Source organism: Amycolatopsis samaneae (assembly GCF_039541975.1).
In the GTDB taxonomy this organism is placed as follows: Bacteria; Actinomycetota; Actinomycetes; order Mycobacteriales; family Pseudonocardiaceae; genus Amycolatopsis; species Amycolatopsis samaneae.
Window position 1 is genome coordinate 251,762 of sequence record NZ_BAABHG010000006.1, and the last position, 17,303, is coordinate 269,064.

Consider the following 17,303-nt stretch of genomic DNA (forward strand, 5'->3'; position numbering starts at 1 on the left):
ACAACCGGAGAAATCGGGCACGATACGCGCTGATCAACCGGACGGCGGTTGAAATGACTGTTCATATCACCGGATAATGGCGCGGCGTCCGAACCGCTTCTCCCCGCGCCCTTCCGGAAAGGAGCGACTACACGTGAGCACTCCTGAGTCCGGGCCGATCGCCGCCAAGATCAACGCGCTCATCGAGGAAAAATGGCGGTACCTGCCAAAGCCTCCTGGCAACGCGGCCATCGCCAGGGCCATCCGGGAGAAGACCGGGCTGTCGATCTCCACCGGCTACCTGTGGATGCTCCGTACCGGGGAACGGAAGAACCCCACCGGCCCCCGGCTCCAGGCACTGGCCGCGTTCTTCGGCAAGCCGCCCGGCTATTTCCTGGACCACGACATCACGTCCGAGGACCTGGATCTCGCCACCGCGCTGAGGTCGCGGGGCGTCCGGACCATCGCCCTGCGTTCCGACGGCCTCTCCGAACGAAGCCAGCGGGCGATTCTGGACATGATCGAACACGCGCGGGAAATCGAACGGCTCGACCACGACGGCGATGGCTGAGCGCGGCCATGAACGCGGCGCGACGGAACCCCCGGCACCGGGTCGTCGCGTTTTCCCGATGCCCGCTCAGCACCGAGTACGTCACGGCGACAGAGGCGGATGACGTGGTCGGAAAGCAGATCCGGAACCGCTGCCGGGCACTGGTCGACGCCGTGGACGTCACCATGCCGTTCACCGCGAGGTCGCTGTGCGGGATCCTCGCGCGCCAACGCGGGCGCAAGCTCTACGTGCACCCGCTTCCCCCGGACATGAACGACGAGGGCACCCCGTGCGGGGTCTGGCTGGCCACCGACACCGCCGACCACATCTTCTTCGAGGAGCACACCTCGCCGTTCCACCAAGAGCACATCATCATGCACGAGCTGGCGCACATGATCTGCGGGCACACCATCGCCGACCTGCCCGCCGAACTGGACGCGCAGATCCTGGACGACTCCGCGGATCCGCAGGAGATCCAGCAAATCCTCCTGCGCACGAACTACAGCACCGCCCAGGAGCAGGAAGCCGAACTCGTGGCGACTCTCCTGCTCGAAAAGTCCGCGCGGCTGGGCAACGAACCGCGTACCGCGCAGGACCTCCGGCTCGGCTCGGCACTGGGATTCCGCCGGTGAGCTTCGACCCGCTCCGCCTGGTCCTGCTGATCGCCTGCTGGACGGTCATCCTCGTCCGGATCCCGGCGCTGCGCTCGGCCGAACAGCGGCTGATCTGGTTCATCCTGCTGTTGCTCGGCGGCGGAATGCTGATGCTGCAGAACCCTGTGGGGAAGCTGATCGAGCACACCGCGGTCCCCAACCTCGACAGCCTGCTCTCCAGCCTGATGGCGGTCGGGGTCGCCACCCTGCTACTGAGCCTGGCGCTGCACGTCGCGGGAAAGCAGGAGAGCCGCCCGCCATGGCGCAGGCCGCGGCTGCTGTGCTGCGGGGCGACCGTCGCGATCATGATCGGCACCTTCGTCGCGGTCGACACCCTGAAAATCCCGGCCAGGACAAGGTTTCTCCCGATTCCCGGCACCTTCACCGCGCACACCGTCTACTGGGTCACCTACCTGCTGTACATGCTGGTCGTCACGGCCTGGACCGGCGTGGCGCTGCTGCGGCACCTGCGGAAGACCAGCCACCCCGCGCTGCGGCTCGCCGTGCTGCTGCTCGCCGTCGCGACGGCCGCGTTCCTGATCTTCCTCGGCACCCGGGTGGCGTCCCTGTTCACCACGACACCGCTGCTGCCGACGCTGGGGAAGTACGTCTCGTCGCTGCACACGATCGGCATCCTCGTCGGCTGCTCGCTCGCGGCGCTCCTGCCGCTGTGGCGGGCCGTCGTGAACATCTGGCACGGCCAGCGGCTCTACGCGCTGTGGAAAACCCTGTGCGAAGCCATTCCCCACGTCGCGCTGCAACCGCCGCGCGGCCGGATCGCCGAACTGCTGCGGTTCACCGACTCCCGGCTGCGGCTCAACCGGATGATCATCGAGATCCGGGACGGCCTGCTGGTCATGCGCGAATGGGTCACCCCGGCGCAGCTGGCCGCCATCGGCCCGGCCGTCGAGGGTGTGCCCGAGGACCGGGCCGAGGCCGTGCGCACGGCGTGCTGGCTGAAGGTCGCCCTGCGCGCCAAGGAATCGGGCCACCCCCGCGCGGCGGAAACCCTCGATCTCGTCTACCACGGCGGGGTCGACATCGAAAGCGAGCTCCGCTGGCTGCGCCGGATCGCCGCCGCGTGGCGTTCGCCGACGGTGTCAAGACTCGTGAACGCCCTGCCCGCTTAGCGCCGATACCGGGCCGCTATCTCCGGGGCCAAGCGCCCCAATGTGGCATTGGATGCGTTGGACGCAGCGAATGTGGCGTTCGGTGCGTTGGACGCACCGAACGCCACATTGGGGCGCATGACCACCGCGCAGCCCGGACGGTCAGCGTGGCACCCGCTCACCGGCCCGGAACACCGCGACGACCTCGCGCAGCGCGCCCAGATCCTCGCCGGGGTCACCGGACACGGCCACCAGGTCCGCGTCGAATCCGGCGCGGATCCGGCCCTTCCGATGCCCGACCCCGCAGGAATCCGCCGCGACGCCGGTGACCGCGGCGAGCACCTCCACCGCCGACATGTCCACAAAGGACTGAAACTCGGCCAGCCCGCTCGGCAGGCAGTCGTGCGGCTTCTCGACAACCACGCCGGCGTCGGAGGAACACACCAGGCGCACGCCCTCGGCACGCATCCGGGGCAGCAGTTCCCGCGCCGCGAGCACACGCGGGGACAACGGCGCGCCGCCGAGAACCCGCCCCGCGGTCACCCCGACGTACACGCCGCGTTCGGCCATCTCGCGGACGACCGCCCAGTCCGCGGCCACCCCGTCCGCCGTCATGAACGTCCCGTGCTCGACCCCGTCGACGCCCGCGCGCACCGCGTCCGCGATCCCGTCGGCGCCGTGCGCGTGCGCGGTGACCATCAGGTTCGCGGCGTGGGCGGCCTCGACCACGACACGGAGCCGTTCGACGTCGTACTGCGACTGGTACGGCGCGCTGCCCGGGGTGATACCGCCGCCGGTGGCCATCACCTTGACCACGTCGACACCCCGGGCGACGCGCTCGGCCACCGCCGCGCGCAGCTCGTCCGGCCGGTCGGCCTCGCCGCCGAGGAACCAGCAGTGCCCGCCGGTGCTGGTGATCGGCGGCCCCGCCGCGAGGATCTCGGGCCCGGTGCCGCGTGCGAACCCGTCCCGGACCTCCAGCGCCAGGTAGTCCCAGTCGCCAAGGTCCCGCACGGTGGTGACCCCGGCCCGCAGCGCCTGCCCGGCGTGGCGGCGCATCCGGTCCAGTAGGGCCTGCCGTCTGGCCTCGTCGTCCTCGCCGCCCAGCGGCCGGGGATCGAGCGCGCCGGGCTCGAAACCCAGGTGCGTGTGCGCGTCGACCAGGCCGGGCAGCAGCGTCACGTCACCAAGGTCGGTCACCGGGAGGTCGTGCGCGGGCCGGGCACCGGACACGTCCACCGCGACGACCTCTTCGTCGCGGATCACCACCAGCGGCGAGCCGTGGTGCGCGGCGGCGCCGTCGAACAGCCGCGCCGCGCGCAGTCCCCACGCCCCGCTCACTCGCGGTACCGCCGCTCCTTGGCGACACCCACTCCCTGCGCCTCGTCGAAGTGGTAGACCTCGTCGCCCCGCACGAACACCCGCAGCGCGCGGTTCATCACGTCGAGCGGGTCGCCCGACCACAGCACGACGTCGGCGTCCAGCCCCGGCTTCAGCGTGCCGACCTGGTCGTCGAGGCCGAGGATCTCCGCCGGGTGCGCGGTCAGCGACCGCAGCGCCGTCACCGGGTCGAGCCCGTCCTTGACGGCCAGCGCCGCCTGGTAGACGAGGAAGTTGATCGGGATGACCGGGTGATCCGTGGTGATCGCGAACTTCACCCCGGCGCGGGCGAGGATGCCCGGCCCGCGCAGCGTCCGGTTGCGAAGCTCCACTTTGGACTTCGTGGTGAACAGCGGGCCGAGGATGATCGGCACCTCGCGCTCGGCGAGCAGATCGGCGATGAGGTGTCCCTCGGTGCCGTGGTTGATCACCAGCCGGTAGCCGAACTCGTCGGCGAGCCGGATCGCGGTCACCATGTCGTCGGCGCGGTGCACGTGCTGGTCCCAGTACAGCTCGCCGGCCAGCACCTTGGCGAGCGTTTCCAGGGTCAGGTCGACGTCGAACGGCTTGCCCTCGTCGTGCGCGTAGTCGCGTTGTGCCTGGTAGTTGCGGGCCTTGGTGAACGCCTCGCGCAGGACCGCCGCGACACCCAGCCGCGTCGAGGGGGTCTGGTTCTTGTCGCCGTACACCCGCTTCGGGTTCTCGCCGAGCGCGCTCTTGACGCTGACGTGCTCGGCGAAGGTCATGTCCAGGATGCTGCGGCCCCAGGTCTTGACGCCGATCGTCTGACCGCCGATCGGGTTACCCGAGCCGGGCTTGATCACGACGCTGGTGACGCCGCCCGCCAGCGCGTCGTCGAACCCGGGCTCGTAGGGATCGATGCCGTCGATCGCCCGGAACCGCGCGCCGTTCGGGTCGGTCATCTCGTTGGTGTCGTTACCGGCCCAGCCCTCGCCGTCCTCGTGGACCCCGAGATGCGCGTGCGCGTCGATGAACCCGGGCAGCACCCAGGTCCCCGCCGCGTCGATGATCTCGGCCTCGTCCGGGACGTCGACGTCGGCCTCCGCCCCCACCGCCACGATCCGGCCGTCCGCCACGAGCACGATGCCGTCATCGATCGGAGCACCGTCGATGGGGACGACGTAGCCCCCCACAATCGCCTTAGCTGACATACTTTGACACGCTAACGATCGAGGCGGCCTCACGCACGGAACTTCTCGAAGTGGACCAGTTCGTGATCGTGTTCGGGTGTCCGATGTGTCTCGCGGTACCCCAGTTTCGGGTAGAGCCGTAGCGGCCCGGTGCTCTTCGACCCGGTGTTCAACCGGAACGTCGTCACCTCCGGCGGCGCCGCGGCCTCGGCCGCGAGCAGCAGCGCGCTGCCCAGGCCCTCCCCCTGCCGGTCCGGTGCGACGACGAGCCGGTAGAACCAGCACTGCGCCCCGTCGACGACCGCCCGGATGCACGCGACCAGCCGCCCGCCGTCCCGCGCGCCCCAGGTGACCGACGCCGGATCCGCCAGCGCCGCGCGGGCGTCGGCGAGCGTGTCGAGCACCGGCGGCAAGTCGACATCGCGATAAATCCGCACCTCGTCCAGGTAGGCGGCGCGTTGCAGCGTCAGAACCTCGCCCGCGTCGGCGACGGTCAGCCGCAGCGGCGTCACGAGACCCGGATGCCCCAGCTCCCGGTCCACGAGGACGCGGGTTCGAGCCGGATCAGATCGGTGCCGGTGTTGAGCGCGTCGGCCGGACAGGTCATCGGCTCGATCGCCACCGCCCGGCCGCGCCCGACCAGGTCGTCCGGCGTGAACACCTGCGCCCAGCGGAAGTCGCGACCGGCCCAGACGACGAGATGCTTGTCCTCGTGGCTGAGCACGTGGTGGTACCGCCCGTCCTCGGCGAGGTCCAACCCGCCGAACGCGGTGTCCAGATCGACGCCGAGCAGCGGCTTCCCGCCGCGGAAGTCGTACTCGGTGCCCTCGACGTCCTGCTCCGGCGCGTACGGCAGCTGCTCGTCACCGAGGTAGGGCCGGACGCGGTTCGCGGGCAGAGTGAGCGTGAGCTCGTCGGTCGGCGCGTCGCCGATGCGGAAGTACGGGTGCGTCCCGGCACCGACGCCGATCGGCTGCTCACCCTCGTTGCGGATCTCGTGGGTGACGGTGAGTTCGCGCGGCGCGAGCTCGTAGGTGATCGTCGCGCGCAGCGGCACCGGCCAGCCGGGCTGGACCTCGACGTCGATCGCGAGGGTGATCGAGGACTCGGCGTGTTCGAGCAGCTCCCACTCCTTGCGGCGGGTCAGGCCGTGGATGGCGTTGCCGCGCTTCTCCTCGGTGATCTCGAGCTGCTGCTCCTCGCCCTCGAAGGTCCACTTGCCGCCCTTGGTGCGGTTGGGCCACGGGAGGAGGACCTGACCGGCGGCCTTGGGCGGCTTCTCGTCCTCGGGGAACGTCTCGACGTACGGGACGCCACTGACCTCGAACGCGCGCAGTCCCGCGCCGATCTCGGTGACGACGGCGCGCGCGTTGCCGCGGGTGATCTCGAACTGCTCTCCGGTCGGGTTGCCCATGCCGACGACCCTACCGGCGTGCCGACTCCAGGAACGCGACCCACGCGGCGGCCGGAACGGACAGGTTTTCGACGGGTGCTTTGGAGTCGCGGACCCCGATGAGCTGCGGGTTCAACGCCGAGAAGTCCATGAGTAGACATGCGATTCGTCCCTCTGGTTCGGCTAGAGGTTCGCGACGATCTTCTCGATGAACTCGACCGATTCGTCCACAGACAGAGCTTCCGAACGCAGCCGAGCGAAGCACCTCGTCACCCGTTCCATTTGAGTAGCACCCTCGAACTCCATTTGCCCAGAAGCCGCCCCCAGATGAACCAGATCCGGCTGATCGTTACTGTCGAATCGAAGGATGGTGAAAGCACCGTCCATCCCCGGGTTCGCCTTTTCGCCGTGAAGCATCACCTGCAATGACACCGTGGGGAGTGCGGACGCCTCGATCATGCGCAGCAGTTGAGAGCGCAGCACCTGACGCCCGCCGACCGGCCTTACTAACACAGCCTCATCGACGATAGCCTCCAGCCGCAGAGGAGCTTCCTCGTCTTCGAGTCGCCGCTGTCGGAACAGCCTCGCCTGCACCTCATTTTCCAAGCGCTTGGCACTGCGAAGTTCCGCACTCCCAAGCGCCGCCCGCATATACTCCTCCGTCTGCAACAATCCGGGAATATTGGCCAACTGCCAGCATTGCACCAAGCTGGCGCCAGCTTCAGCACTAATGTATCCCTTGTTCGGAATACCGTAGGCGAGCCACCAGCCCTTGGTCTTCGCCTGCCGGGCGAGGTCGATCATCTCGTCGTCACGACAGTCGTACACGTCCATCGCCGACCGCACGAAGTGCACGTCGACATATCGCTCCCCGGTCTCCATCCGGTGAAGCGTGCTCCTGGTCGTGTCGAGCAGCGGCGCGGCCTCATCCAGGCTCATCCGTGCTCGCTCGCGCAATCTCCGAAGCCGCCGTCCCAGCCGTTGCTTCGCCACGACAGGGCTGTTCAACGCGGTCACCACTACCTCCCGCACATGAATGATCACCGCATGCTGCCACCTGGGACCGACAATCTGGGAATCCCAGGGGTGCGCACTGGCGACGAGGTCGCGAGAGACGTTCACCGCTGCTGCTCGCGAATTCCGACGTCCGGGATGTGCTGAAGGACGCCTTCGGTGCGCTCAGTGCACTGAAGGCGTCCTTCAGCGCGCCCAACGCACTGAAAGCGTCCTTCAGCACCCCGCCCCGCCCACCTCGACGCCCCGAACGCCCCGTTCGAGACGCCGCGGCCCACTTCCGCCACCTCCCCGGCACCGCGAAGGTCCGTGAATGCCACATTGAGGGACTCTGAGTCCCTCAATGTGGCATTCACGGACCTTCCATGGGCCGAACCGCGCGATTTCCTTGTGTATCAATGGTTTTCGGCGCGGACGTGGGCGCGTGTCCCGTGTGGGCCGAACAGGATGAGCAGTTCGACCGCGCGGCCGTCGGCACTGCCGAGCCAGTGCGGCGCCGAGGTGTCGAACTCGGCCGCCTCGCCGACCGGCAGGGTCAGGTCGCGTTCGCCGACGACGAGCCGCAGACGCCCGTTGAGCACGTACAGCCATTCGAAACCGTCGTGCGTCTGCGGCGTCGGTTCGAGCGGTTCGGGCGTGGCGGGAATGATCATCTTGAACGCCTGGATCCCGCCCGGCCGCCGCGACAGCGGCACGAAGGTCATCCCGAACCGGTGAATCGGCTTGAGGTGGATGCGGGGGTCACCGGTGCGGGGAGCGCCGACGAGGTCGTCCAGCGGGACGTCGTAGGTGGTGGCCAGCGGTAGCAGCAGTTCGAGCGTCGCCCGGCGCTGCCCGCTCTCCAGCCGGGACAGCGTGCTCTCCGAGATACCGGTCGTGGCGGCGAGGTCGGCGAGGGTGATACCGCGGTCGCGGCGCAACGAGCGCAGCCGCGGCCCCACCGCGTCGAGGACGTCTTCCGTTCGGGGGTCCATCCGGCCATCTTGCCGGAACGGCAAGTTTCCGTGCCAGTTCGGTACGCGCCCGGTGAGACTGGCCACGTACCGACCGAAGGAGTCCAGATGACCACCACCGACGCGGTCAAGTTCTGGGACGGCGTCTACGCGTCCCGCCCCGCGCCCGGCGACCCGCGGCCGAACGTCCGTCTCACCGAGACGGTCACGAGCCTGCCGCCGGGCGACGCGCTCGACCTCGGCTGCGGCAACGGCGGCGACGCGCTGTGGCTCGCCCGGCGCGGGTGGCACGTCACCGCCGTCGACGTCTCGGCCGTGGCGGTCGACCGGCTCGCCGCGCTCGCCCGCGCGCACGGCTTCGGCGACCGCGTCCGCGCCCTCCGGCACGACCTGCACGAGTCGTTCCCGGCGGGCCGGTTCGACCTCGTCTGCGCCCACTACCTGCACACCCCGACCGCCCTGGACCGCGCGGCCGTCCTGCGCACGGCCGCGCACGCGCTACGCCCGGACGGACGGCTGCTGATCGTCGACCACGGCTCGGCCGCGCCGTGGTCGTGGAACCAGGACCCGGACACCCGGTACCCGGCCCCGCACGAGGTCGCCGCCGACCTCGACCTGGACACGACGACCTGGACGGTCGAGCACACCGGCATGCCTCGCCGGATCGCGAACGGGCCGGACGGACGTACCGCCGAGGTCATCGACCACGTGCTGCTCATCCGCCGCGCCGCCTGACCGGAATTCCGGCCGCACCGGAAGCCCGCCGGACCGCGAGCGACAAACCGGTTGTCCCACAGCGATTTCCGGCCACGCCGAGCACCACGCAACCAGCCGCGCCGCCGAACCGGCGCCCGGCGAAGAAAGGAAAACCAGTGCCCAGCACGACGCGCCGCAAACGCCGCGACACCCCGCCGCCCCGCACCGCGAGCAGTGAAACCGCTGTCCTGCGCGGATTCCTCGACTACCTCCGGACCTCGATAGCCGCAAAGGTCGAGGACGCGCCCGAACCCCAGGTGCGCACCGCCGCGGTGCCCTCGGGCACGAACCTGCTCGGCCTGCTCAACCACCTGACCCACGTCGAACGCGCACTCTTCCTCGGCGACGAGGTCACCGACTGGCAGGCGACGTTCGTGGCCGCGCCGTCGGACAGCGTCGCCGAGGTCGTCACGCGCTATCGCGAAGCGGTAGAGCGCGCCAACGCGATGCTCGACGGCTGCGCCGACCTCGGCGCACCGGTGCCCCGGCCACGGCCGGGCAAGCCCGCGCCCAGCGTCCGCTGGGCGCTCACCCACATGATCGAGGAGACCGGCCGCCACGCGGGCCACGCCGACATCCTCCGCGAACTCGTCGACGGCGCGACCGGCCGCTGACCCGTCCAGGACAGGAACCCCATGACCACCGCACCACGGCGGCCAGCACGCCGCTTCTCCCGCACCGCGCGCGCGATGTCGGCCGCCGCGCTCGCCTTCACGCTCATGATCGGCACCACGGCCTGCGCCACGCCGACGGACGCCGGCGCCGCGCCCTACGCCGCCGCCACCCAGCACGATCCCCGGTTCGGGAACACCTTCCGGCACGAGTTCGCCGACGTCGACGGCGTCCGCATGCACTACGTCACCGGTGGCCGCGGCGCCCCGGTGGTGCTGATCCACGGCTGGCCGCAGACCTGGTACGGCTGGTGGCCGATCATGCCCGAACTGGCCAAGAACCACACCGTCTACGCCATCGATCTTCCCGGTCTCGGCGACAGCACCGGCACGCCCACCGGCTACGACAAGGCGACCCTGGCGCGGTACGTCCACAAGCTGATCGCCGAACGGCTCGGGGTCCGCGACGCCCGCGTCGTCGGGCACGACTTCGGCGCCGCGGTGGCATTCCAGTACGCGAGCCAGTTCCCCGGCGACACCACCCGCCTGGCCTACCTCGACCTCCCGCTGCCCGGACCGGCGATCGACGCGGCCACCTACCGCACGCTGAGCTGGCACATCGCCTTCCACTCCCAGCGCAAGGTCCCCGAGGCGGTCGTGCACGACGACGTCCGCGCGTACCTGGCGCTGTTCTATCCCCAGGTTTCCTTCGGTGGCACGGCTTTCGGCGGCACCTCGGACCGGTCGCCGTTCACCGACGCCGAGATCGACGAGTTCGCGCGGACCTACCAACGGCCCGAAGCGCTGTCCGGCGGCTTCGAGCTCTATCGCGCCCTCGACAAGGACGTACGCGACACCGTGGCGGCGGCACCGGTCCGCGTCCCCGCCCTGGTCATGAGCGCCCAGGGACAGGCCGACGCGATCAAGGCCACCGTCGCCCCGCGCCTGACCGACATCGTGCGCGCGGTGGACGTGCCGCGCGCGGGGCACTGGCTCGTCGAGGAGAACCCCCAGTTCGTCACCGCGGAGCTGACGCGCTTCCTGGACGGATGAGATCCCCAGATAACTAGACCGGTCGTCATAGTTTGGGTTACAGTCGACCGTATGGTTCGCCGCACCGATACGCGTCAACGGATGCTCGACAGCGCCGCCGAGCTGTTCCACGCCCAGGGCTATCACGCCACCGGGCTCACCCAGCTCACCACCTCGGGCGGTGCGCCGAAGGGCTCGCTCTACTTCCACTTCCCCGGCGGCAAGGAACAACTCGCCGCCGAGGCGCTGCGCCTGTCCAGCGCACGCCTGGCGGAGGCGCTCCGAACCATCGTCCAGGACGCGCCGGACGCCGCCACCGCGATCGATCGCGTCGTCGGCGCGATCGCCGAAATCCTGGAAGCGTCGGAATTCCAGCGCGGCTGTCCACTCGCGACAGTCGCGCTGGACGCGGCGCAGGAGAGCGAACCCATCCGCGAGGCCTGCGTCGAGGGCTACGGATCCTGGCACACCCTGCTCGCCGACTACCTGGTGGAACAGGGACTTCTGGCGCATCGCGCCCAGGATCTCGCCACCGTCGTCCTCGCCTCCATCGAAGGCGGGCTGCTCCTCGCCAAAACCCAGCGCGACGTGACACCGCTGCGCACGATCGCGGGCCATCTGCGCACCACCGTCGAGCGGGAGCTGTCCTGATGCGCGTTCACCATCTGAACTGCGGCACCATGCGCCCGCCGGGCGGCAGGCTGATCGACGGCGCGCCCGGGGTGTTCCGGCGGGCCACCATGGTCTGCCACTGCCTGCTGCTCGAAACGGACACCGGGCTCGTCCTCGTCGAAACCGGCACCGGCACCCCGGCCGCGGAAAACCCGTCGGCCTGGCTCGGCGCGAAGTTCGTCAAGCTGGTCGGCGCCGTCCCCGATCCGAAACTGACCGCGGTGCACCAGATCCGCGAACTCGGCTTCGATCCGGCCGACGTCCGCGACGTCGTGCTGACCCACCTCGACCTCGACCACGCGGGCGGGCTCGTCGACTTCCCGCACGCTCGCGTGCACGTCTACGCCGAGGAACTCCGTGCCCTGCGCACACCCCGCGACCGGCGGGAACGCAACCGCTACCGCCGGGTCCAGTTCGCCCACGGTCCACAGTGGAAGTCCTATGCGGACTCCGGCGAGGCGTGGTTCGGTTTCGACGCCGTCCGTCAGCTGGACGGACTGCCACCCGAGATCCTGCTGATCCCGCTGGCCGGGCACACCCGTGGCCACGCGGGCGTCGCCGTCGACACCGGCCACGGCTGGCTGCTCAACGCTGGCGACAGCTACTTCTTCCCCGGCGAGCTGGAACCGGAGCCGTACTGCCCGCCGGGGCTTGCCCTGTTCGAGGGATTCATGCAAACGGTGAAAGGGCCCAGACTGGACAACCAGCGGCGGTTGCGCCAGCTTGTGAGGGAGCACGGAGACGAGGTCACGGTGTTCTCCGCGCACAACGCGGTGGAGTTCGACCGGCTGAGCGCGAGGAGCAGGACAACATGAAGGTGCACCACCTCAACTGCGGAACCATGCTGCCGCGCGGCGGTTCGCTGCTGGACGGTCAGCCGGGCCTGTTCCGCCGCGCCACCCTGGTGTGTCACTGCCTGCTGATCGAGACCACCGAGGGCCTGGTGCTGGTCGACACCGGCTTCGGCACCCAGGGCGTCGCCCGTCCCGCCGAGTGGCTGGGCCGGGCGTTCCTCGCGGGGATCAGCCCGCAGACCCTGGCCGAGGAAACCGCCGTCGCCCAGATCAGGGCACTCGGCCTCGACCCCGCCGACGTCCGGCACATCGTCACCACCCACCTGGACGTCGACCACGCGGGCGGGCTCGCCGACTTCCCGAACGCGGTCGTGCACCTGCGCACCAAGGAGCGCGACATGGCGACCTCACCGGGCAACCTCGCCGAGAAGAACCGCTACCGCGCCATCCAGTTCCAGCACCGTCCACTGTGGAGCACCTACGACGAGGCAGGCGAGGAGTGGTTCGGCTTCCAGGCCGTACGGCCGCTGAAGGGACTGCCCCCGGAGATCCTGCTCGTCCCGCTGGCCGGCCACACCCACGGTCACTCCGGCGTCGCGGTGCGCTCCGGCGACGGCTGGCTCCTGCACGCGGGCGACTCCTACTTCTTCCACGGCCAGCTGGACCCGGCACATCCGCACTGCCCGCGCGGCCTGACCGTCTTCCAGGCCGCGATGCAGATGGACCGGCGGGCCCGGCTGGACAACGTCGCGCGACTCCAGGAACTGGCGCGCGAGCACCAGGACCAGGTCAGCATCTTCTCCGCGCACAGTCCCGTCGAACTCCAGGCCCTCCGTCGCGTCTCCCAGTAGCCATTCCGCGGGTTGCCTTTTCACGCAATCGCGCACCCGAAAAGGGGCAACCGAACCAGCACGCGACACCATTGAACTGCGGAAATAATTCCGCGACAGCAACCGATAACCACGTTGCGCGACCGTGATACAGATCACGGTCGCGCACCCTTTCGCAGCCTCGGACATCTCTGTTTGCGAAGACACAAACACACCGCAAATACACGATCTCCATTTCGAGGGGCTGATTATGAACATCACCAAGAAGACGATTCAGCGGGCCACGATGGCGATCGCCGCGGTGGCGGCGGTCGGCGCGCTGGGCGCGTGCTCGACCGGTCAGTCCGGTAACGCGGCCCCGGCGCCGCAGGGCTCCGGTGGCGCCGGGGGCGGGATCGGCGCGGCGCCGAACGGCGGAGCGGTCCGGGACGCCGGGGCCCAGAGCGGCGCCACCGGCTCCCAGGGAATCGGCACCGGCCAGGGCGGCGCGGGCACCCTCCCCAACTGCACGGGCCTGAACGTGGCGTGGCTGAACCCGACCGCGCTCAACGGCGAAAGCACGCAGTGGAAGCTCCCGATCGTGCTGACCAACAAGACCGAGACGACCTGTGTCGTGCGTGGCTTCCCCGGCGTCCGCCTCAACGGCGAAGACGGCACCGGCTGGGATCTGGTCCGCACCAACGGCGCCGTCGCCCCGGTGCGGCTCGGCCCCGGTGAGCGCGCCACCGCCGACGTCACCTACGCCACCGCTGTCGCGCTCAACCCGGAAACGGGATCGGGCGGCGGCGACCCCTCCGGCTGGCACGTCGACAGCGTGTCGATCACCCCGCCCAACAGCACCAACACCCAGACCCTGCCCTGGGTCAACCCCATCGGCCTGGTCAAGCAGGACGGCGCCACCCATCCCGGCAGCTACGTCGGTCCCGTCCGCGCCGGCGAATAACGACCGGGCAAACCGTGAGAATGCCGTGGGAATCCTTGATTCCCACGGCATTCTCACGCTTCGGGCCGATGACCGGATGCGGCCACTCCGCCCACGGGCGGACGCGCGACGCCTACGGTCGGCCGGGTGGCCCGACGACTTCTTCTCGCCCTGCTGGCCGTCCTCGCCCTCGCCGGCTGCGGCGGCACGATGACAGGTGAGTCGCTGCCGGAACCCGAGGTCACGATCTTTCTCGACAACAGGACCGGCAGCCCGGCAACCGCCGCGATGATCCGCCAGAAGCTCGCCGCGATGCCGGGGGTGAAACAGATAACGTTCGCGGCCGGAGAGCAGGCGTACGAGCAGTACCTTCGCCTGACCGCTGGAAAACCGGCGCGCACGGCGGACTCGCTGGCCGGGGCGTATCTGGCCCGGCTGAAGGACGAGATCGCGATCGACGCGGTCAAGCAGACATTCGGCGGATCACCGGGCGTGGCCGCGATCCTGCCCTAGAACATGGATGAAATCCGACGCGGTGGCGTGACACGCGGGTTCAGCGGCCGAACGCTGACCTCAACCGCTCGGGAACGCGCTCGCCATGGATCGGAATTCGTGCCGCGGCCTCCTCGATGCGCCGCAGGTCATCGGACGTCAGCTCGACGTCGAGCGCGCCCAGGTTTTCTTCGAGGCGGTGCGGCTTGGTGGTGCCGGGGATCGGCACGCACCATGGCTTTTGCGCCAGCACCCAGGCGAGAGCGATCTGTGCCGGTGTGGCCTTCTTGTCGTCGGCGATCTGCTGGAGCAACTCGACCAGCGCCCGATTGGCATGTCGCGCTTCCGGCGTGAAGCGCGGCAGGGAGCGGCGAAGATCATTGTCGGCCAGAGACGTGCGATCGTCGATTTTCCCGGTCAGATAGCCTTTGCCGAGTGGACTGTAGGACACCAGGCCGATGTCCAGCTTCTCCAGGGTCGGAATGATCTCGGCTTCGAGCTCTCGCGTCCACAACGAGTATTCACTTTGCAGCGCTGTCACGGGCTGCACGGCGTGGGCGCGGCTGATTGTCGTCGCGCCCGCCTCCGACAAACCGAAGTGCTTGACCTTGCCTTCGGAGATCAGCTCTTTCACCGTGCCGGCCACGTCTTCGATGGGCACGTCGGGATCGACGCGGTGTTGGTAGAGGAGGTCGATGCTCTCGGTTCGAAGGCGCGTGAGCGATGCCTCGGTCACCCGACGGATCTGCTCCGGGCGGCTGTCGAGCCCCGACGTCGGGGCCGGCCCGTGTTCGCCGTGCCGGATACCGAACTTGGTGGCGATCACCACCTGATCGCGCACCGGTGCCAGCGCCTGACCGACCAGCTCTTCATTGGTGAAAGGGCCATAGACTTCGGCGGTGTCGAAGAAGGTCACGCCGCGGTCGACCGCCGCCCGCAACAGCTTCGTCATCTCGGCTCGCTCCGGGGGCGGACCGTAGAAGAAGCTCATACCCATACAGCCGAGTCCCAGAGCCGAAACTTCGAGTAGTTGTCCAAGCTTGCGCTTCTGCACCACAGATGCTCCTTTGACAAACATCATCCAGGCCACGGCTTTCCCTGTGCCCAGCCGGAAACCGCCCACAGACTAAGCAGGTCGCACCGGCGGCCGGGAGAGCCTCGTGGTACAGGTACTGCGAGAGCCCCTCTTGGGGGCACCGGCTCAGCGCGAGGTCAGCCACTGGTGCAGGGTCGCGGCCAGCGCGACCGGCTGGTCGAGCTGGATGAGGTGCCCGGCGTCCTCGATCAGGCGCAGCCGCGCGCCCGGGATCAACGAGGCCAGCCGATGCGCGCGGTCGACCGGGATCCAGGTGTCGTTTTGGCCCCACACCACAAAAACCGGCAGGTCCAGCTCCGGGTACCGGCTCTCGACCTCATCGGTGTAGGCCTGGTCGGCCTGCGCGATCTGCCGGTAGAACGCGGCCTGCCCCTCGGCGCCGCGCCACGGTGCGACCAGCGTTTCCCGGTGTTCCGGTGTCAGGCCGCGGTGGCTGGCGCCGTCGATGTAGGCCCGCAGCATCCCCTCGTGCATCGCCGCCGGGACCGCGGCGAACACGTCCGCGTTGTCCCGGACCAGGCGAAAGAACTCCGATCCCCATGGCGCCAGCGCCACGACGTCGACCAGTGCCAGCGACGCGTAGGCACGGTCGTGCAGCAGGTGTGCGCGGAGCGAGACCGCGCCGCCGTAGTCGTGCGCCACCACGTGCGGCGACCGCAAACCCCAGTGCTCCAGCAGATCCGCAAAGAGTTCACTTTGGACATCCAGGGAAACCCGGTGCTCGGCGTCCTTCGACGACTCGCCGTAGCCGGGCATGTCCCACAGGTGCACGGTGAACTCTTCGGCCAGCGCTTCGGCATAGGGCAGCCACAGCCGCGCGGACCACGGTGTCCCGTGGCAGAACACGACATCCGGCCCGGACCCCGCCCGCCCCCAGCGAACCCGACGCCCCCGCCACACGAACTCCTCGGTCAGCTCCACGCCGCCGACCCTGCCAAGATCCGCGCCGTCACGCAACCTTCTCACGGCTCCGCCGCATCAACGTCCGGTTCAGCGCCCACAGCAGCACGGCCACGTTGACGGCGGCGAACACGGCCGGCAGCACCAACGCCGTCGTGCCGCCGAGCGCACTGATGTCCACAGTGGACACCAGGCCGACCGCGATCAGCGTGGTGAAAACGATCGCCACCCACGGCGTCCGCCGCCGGGGACGCGCCCGGCCGAACCGGCGACCAATGATGCCCTCGTTCGCCATGCCGTACAGCAACCGGCCCGCCATCAGCGTGTTGATCAGCGCCAGCCCGGCGACGAACACGAACGGAACCGGAGAAGGCGCGGTTCGTGTCCAGCGCCGCGTTCGCCGCCCTCGGGTCCTTCCCGACCGGTTCGAGATAGCTGAACGCCGTCAGCGCCTGTTACCACGGCTCAGTTCGCGGCGAGCGCGGTCTTCACCAGCGGGGCCATCATCTCGGCGGTCATCTTCGTCGGCCCGGAGTAGCTGATCAGCGTGGGCACGCCGTTCGACACCTTCCCGGCGACGAGGATCGCGGTCTTCTGGCCTTCGGTGTAGTACACCGCTCCGTCGGAGAAGCCGCTGATGTCCTGCGAACCGACCTTGTCCTTCTTGATCGACGCGACCATCTCCGACGGCTTGGCCTTGCTCGCGTACTGCGTCACCTTCAGCTCACCGGCGGGCTTGCCCTCGACCAGGTAGCCACAGTTCCGCGACTTGCCGCCGTTGGCCTCGTTCTCGACCTGGCTCGCCTTGGTGGTCACGCCCTGGCGGGAGATCGCCTTGCCGACCTCGTCGGCGGACAGCAGCGTGCACGGGTCCTTGATCTCCGCGACCTTCGCCGCGTTGGGTGCGGACGGGGTCGGGCGCGGGGCGGGCTGTGGGGAGGAACAGGCGACGGTGACGGCGGCGAGCCCGCCGGTCACGGCGAGGACGGAGAAGACGCGGAAAGTTCGCATACCAG

The 17,303-nt window shown here is 69.3% G+C and carries 22 protein-coding genes; 11 read left to right on the forward strand and 11 right to left on the reverse strand.

Features of this window, described 5'->3' with window-relative positions:
* The first annotated feature begins 133 nt into the window (after window positions 1-133).
* The 3 genes from ABD987_RS17830 (at window position 134) to ABD987_RS17840 (ending at window position 2,312) form a co-directional block, all read left to right on the forward strand.
* A complete protein-coding gene (locus ABD987_RS17830) occupies window positions 134-550 on the forward strand; it encodes a hypothetical protein (protein WP_345394154.1) in 417 nt (138 codons plus the stop codon).
* A 104-nt stretch (window positions 551-654) separates the two neighbouring features.
* A complete protein-coding gene (locus tag ABD987_RS17835) occupies window positions 655-1,161 on the forward strand; it encodes a M78 family metallopeptidase domain-containing protein (RefSeq protein WP_345394157.1) in 507 nt (168 codons plus the stop codon).
* Window positions 1,158-2,312 (forward strand): MAB_1171c family putative transporter, encoded by a 1,155-nt coding sequence (locus ABD987_RS17840; protein WP_345394160.1) that lies wholly within the window; start codon window positions 1,158-1,160, stop codon window positions 2,310-2,312. The genes ABD987_RS17835 and ABD987_RS17840 overlap by 4 nt, the downstream gene beginning before the upstream one ends.
* A 141-nt stretch (window positions 2,313-2,453) precedes the next feature.
* On the opposite strand, the gene ABD987_RS17845 is transcribed toward ABD987_RS17840, so the two are convergent.
* The 7 genes from ABD987_RS17845 to ABD987_RS17875 all read right to left on the reverse strand — a co-directional run bounded on the left by ABD987_RS17845 (window position 2,454) and on the right by ABD987_RS17875 (window position 8,203).
* On the reverse strand, window positions 2,454-3,632 hold the full coding sequence (locus ABD987_RS17845) for a metal-dependent hydrolase family protein (protein ID WP_345394163.1): 1,179 nt from the start codon (window positions 3,630-3,632) through the stop codon (window positions 2,454-2,456).
* Window positions 3,629-4,843 (reverse strand): amidohydrolase, encoded by a 1,215-nt coding sequence (locus ABD987_RS17850; protein WP_345394166.1) that lies wholly within the window; start codon window positions 4,841-4,843, stop codon window positions 3,629-3,631. The genes ABD987_RS17845 and ABD987_RS17850 overlap by 4 nt, the downstream gene beginning before the upstream one ends.
* A gap of 29 nt (window positions 4,844-4,872) precedes the next feature.
* Window positions 4,873-5,364 (reverse strand): GNAT family N-acetyltransferase, encoded by a 492-nt coding sequence (locus ABD987_RS17855; RefSeq protein ID WP_345394169.1) that lies wholly within the window; start codon window positions 5,362-5,364, stop codon window positions 4,873-4,875.
* Window positions 5,331-6,236: an aldose 1-epimerase family protein gene (locus ABD987_RS17860; RefSeq protein WP_345394172.1), complete on the reverse strand. Its 906-nt coding sequence runs from the start codon at window positions 6,234-6,236 to the stop codon at window positions 5,331-5,333. Before ABD987_RS17860 ends, ABD987_RS17855 begins: the two co-directional genes overlap by 34 nt.
* Before the next feature lie 10 nt (window positions 6,237-6,246).
* Entirely contained in the window at window positions 6,247-6,366 is a 120-nt protein-coding gene (locus ABD987_RS17865) for a DUF397 domain-containing protein (protein ID WP_345394175.1), read from the reverse strand.
* Window positions 6,367-6,398: 32 nt separating this feature from the next.
* A complete protein-coding gene (locus ABD987_RS17870; RefSeq protein ID WP_345394178.1) occupies window positions 6,399-7,337 on the reverse strand; it encodes a DUF5753 domain-containing protein in 939 nt (312 codons plus the stop codon).
* Between the two features lie 287 nt (window positions 7,338-7,624).
* Window positions 7,625-8,203, reverse strand: coding sequence for a helix-turn-helix domain-containing protein (locus ABD987_RS17875; RefSeq protein WP_345394181.1), 579 nt, complete (start codon window positions 8,201-8,203; stop codon window positions 7,625-7,627).
* Window positions 8,204-8,290: 87 nt separating this feature from the next.
* Here ABD987_RS17875 and ABD987_RS17880 point away from each other — a divergent pair, with 87 nt between their 5' ends.
* From ABD987_RS17880 to ABD987_RS17915, 8 genes are all read left to right on the forward strand, one after another.
* On the forward strand, window positions 8,291-8,917 hold the full coding sequence (locus tag ABD987_RS17880) for a class I SAM-dependent methyltransferase (RefSeq protein WP_345394184.1): 627 nt from the start codon (window positions 8,291-8,293) through the stop codon (window positions 8,915-8,917).
* A gap of 137 nt (window positions 8,918-9,054) precedes the next feature.
* Window positions 9,055-9,552, forward strand: a complete 498-nt coding sequence (locus ABD987_RS17885; RefSeq protein ID WP_345394187.1) for a DinB family protein — start codon at window positions 9,055-9,057, stop codon at window positions 9,550-9,552.
* 21 nt (window positions 9,553-9,573) lie between these two features.
* A complete protein-coding gene (locus ABD987_RS17890; protein WP_378214083.1) occupies window positions 9,574-10,602 on the forward strand; it encodes an alpha/beta fold hydrolase in 1,029 nt (342 codons plus the stop codon).
* Window positions 10,603-10,653: 51 nt separating this feature from the next.
* Window positions 10,654-11,232, forward strand: coding sequence for a TetR/AcrR family transcriptional regulator (locus ABD987_RS17895; protein ID WP_345394190.1), 579 nt, complete (start codon window positions 10,654-10,656; stop codon window positions 11,230-11,232).
* Window positions 11,232-12,068, forward strand: coding sequence for an MBL fold metallo-hydrolase (locus tag ABD987_RS17900; protein ID WP_345394193.1), 837 nt, complete (start codon window positions 11,232-11,234; stop codon window positions 12,066-12,068). The genes ABD987_RS17895 and ABD987_RS17900 overlap by 1 nt, the downstream gene beginning before the upstream one ends.
* Window positions 12,065-12,898, forward strand: a complete 834-nt coding sequence (locus ABD987_RS17905) for an MBL fold metallo-hydrolase (protein WP_345394196.1) — start codon at window positions 12,065-12,067, stop codon at window positions 12,896-12,898. The genes ABD987_RS17900 and ABD987_RS17905 overlap by 4 nt, the downstream gene beginning before the upstream one ends.
* A gap of 229 nt (window positions 12,899-13,127) precedes the next feature.
* Entirely contained in the window at window positions 13,128-13,820 is a 693-nt protein-coding gene (locus ABD987_RS17910; RefSeq protein ID WP_345394199.1) for a DUF4232 domain-containing protein, read from the forward strand.
* A gap of 126 nt (window positions 13,821-13,946) precedes the next feature.
* Window positions 13,947-14,312 (forward strand): permease-like cell division protein FtsX, encoded by a 366-nt coding sequence (locus ABD987_RS17915; RefSeq protein ID WP_345394202.1) that lies wholly within the window; start codon window positions 13,947-13,949, stop codon window positions 14,310-14,312.
* A 40-nt stretch (window positions 14,313-14,352) separates the two neighbouring features.
* On the opposite strand, the gene ABD987_RS17920 is transcribed toward ABD987_RS17915, so the two are convergent.
* The 4 genes from ABD987_RS17920 to ABD987_RS17935 all read right to left on the reverse strand — a co-directional run bounded on the left by ABD987_RS17920 (window position 14,353) and on the right by ABD987_RS17935 (window position 17,298).
* Entirely contained in the window at window positions 14,353-15,372 is a 1,020-nt protein-coding gene (locus ABD987_RS17920) for an aldo/keto reductase (RefSeq protein ID WP_345394783.1), read from the reverse strand.
* Window positions 15,373-15,492: 120 nt separating this feature from the next.
* The gene (locus ABD987_RS17925) at window positions 15,493-16,353 is read right to left on the reverse strand and encodes an alpha/beta fold hydrolase (protein ID WP_345394205.1); all 861 of its coding nucleotides are present in this window, start codon (window positions 16,351-16,353) and stop codon (window positions 15,493-15,495) included.
* Window positions 16,337-16,642, reverse strand: coding sequence for a hypothetical protein (locus tag ABD987_RS17930; RefSeq protein ID WP_378214081.1), 306 nt, complete (start codon window positions 16,640-16,642; stop codon window positions 16,337-16,339). Before ABD987_RS17930 ends, ABD987_RS17925 begins: the two co-directional genes overlap by 17 nt.
* Window positions 16,643-16,752: 110 nt before the next feature.
* Entirely contained in the window at window positions 16,753-17,298 is a 546-nt protein-coding gene (locus ABD987_RS17935) for a DUF3558 domain-containing protein (protein ID WP_345394208.1), read from the reverse strand.
* Window positions 17,299-17,303 lie beyond the last annotated feature (5 nt).

What these genes read in the sequence shown, in the direction of transcription:
- ABD987_RS17850 (WP_345394166.1), bottom strand. Translation starts at nt 4,843, where the DNA reads ATGTCAGCTAAGGCGATTGTGGGGGGCTACGTCGTCCCCATCGACGGT.
- ABD987_RS17860 (WP_345394172.1), bottom strand. Translation starts at nt 6,236, where the DNA reads ATGGGCAACCCGACCGGAGAGCAGTTCGAGATCACCCGCGGCAACGCG.
- ABD987_RS17865 (WP_345394175.1), bottom strand. Translation starts at nt 6,366, where the DNA reads ATGGACTTCTCGGCGTTGAACCCGCAGCTCATCGGGGTCCGCGACTCC.
- ABD987_RS17875 (WP_345394181.1), bottom strand. Translation starts at nt 8,203, where the DNA reads ATGGACCCCCGAACGGAAGACGTCCTCGACGCGGTGGGGCCGCGGCTG.
- ABD987_RS17880 (WP_345394184.1), top strand. Translation starts at nt 8,291, where the DNA reads ATGACCACCACCGACGCGGTCAAGTTCTGGGACGGCGTCTACGCGTCC.
- ABD987_RS17890 (WP_378214083.1), top strand. Translation starts at nt 9,574, where the DNA reads ATGACCACCGCACCACGGCGGCCAGCACGCCGCTTCTCCCGCACCGCG.
- ABD987_RS17895 (WP_345394190.1), top strand. Translation starts at nt 10,654, where the DNA reads ATGGTTCGCCGCACCGATACGCGTCAACGGATGCTCGACAGCGCCGCC.
- ABD987_RS17900 (WP_345394193.1), top strand. Translation starts at nt 11,232, where the DNA reads ATGCGCGTTCACCATCTGAACTGCGGCACCATGCGCCCGCCGGGCGGC.
- ABD987_RS17905 (WP_345394196.1), top strand. Translation starts at nt 12,065, where the DNA reads ATGAAGGTGCACCACCTCAACTGCGGAACCATGCTGCCGCGCGGCGGT.
- ABD987_RS17910 (WP_345394199.1), top strand. Translation starts at nt 13,128, where the DNA reads ATGAACATCACCAAGAAGACGATTCAGCGGGCCACGATGGCGATCGCC.
- ABD987_RS17920 (WP_345394783.1), bottom strand. Translation starts at nt 15,372, where the DNA reads ATGATGTTTGTCAAAGGAGCATCTGTGGTGCAGAAGCGCAAGCTTGGA.
- ABD987_RS17935 (WP_345394208.1), bottom strand. Translation starts at nt 17,298, where the DNA reads ATGCGAACTTTCCGCGTCTTCTCCGTCCTCGCCGTGACCGGCGGGCTC.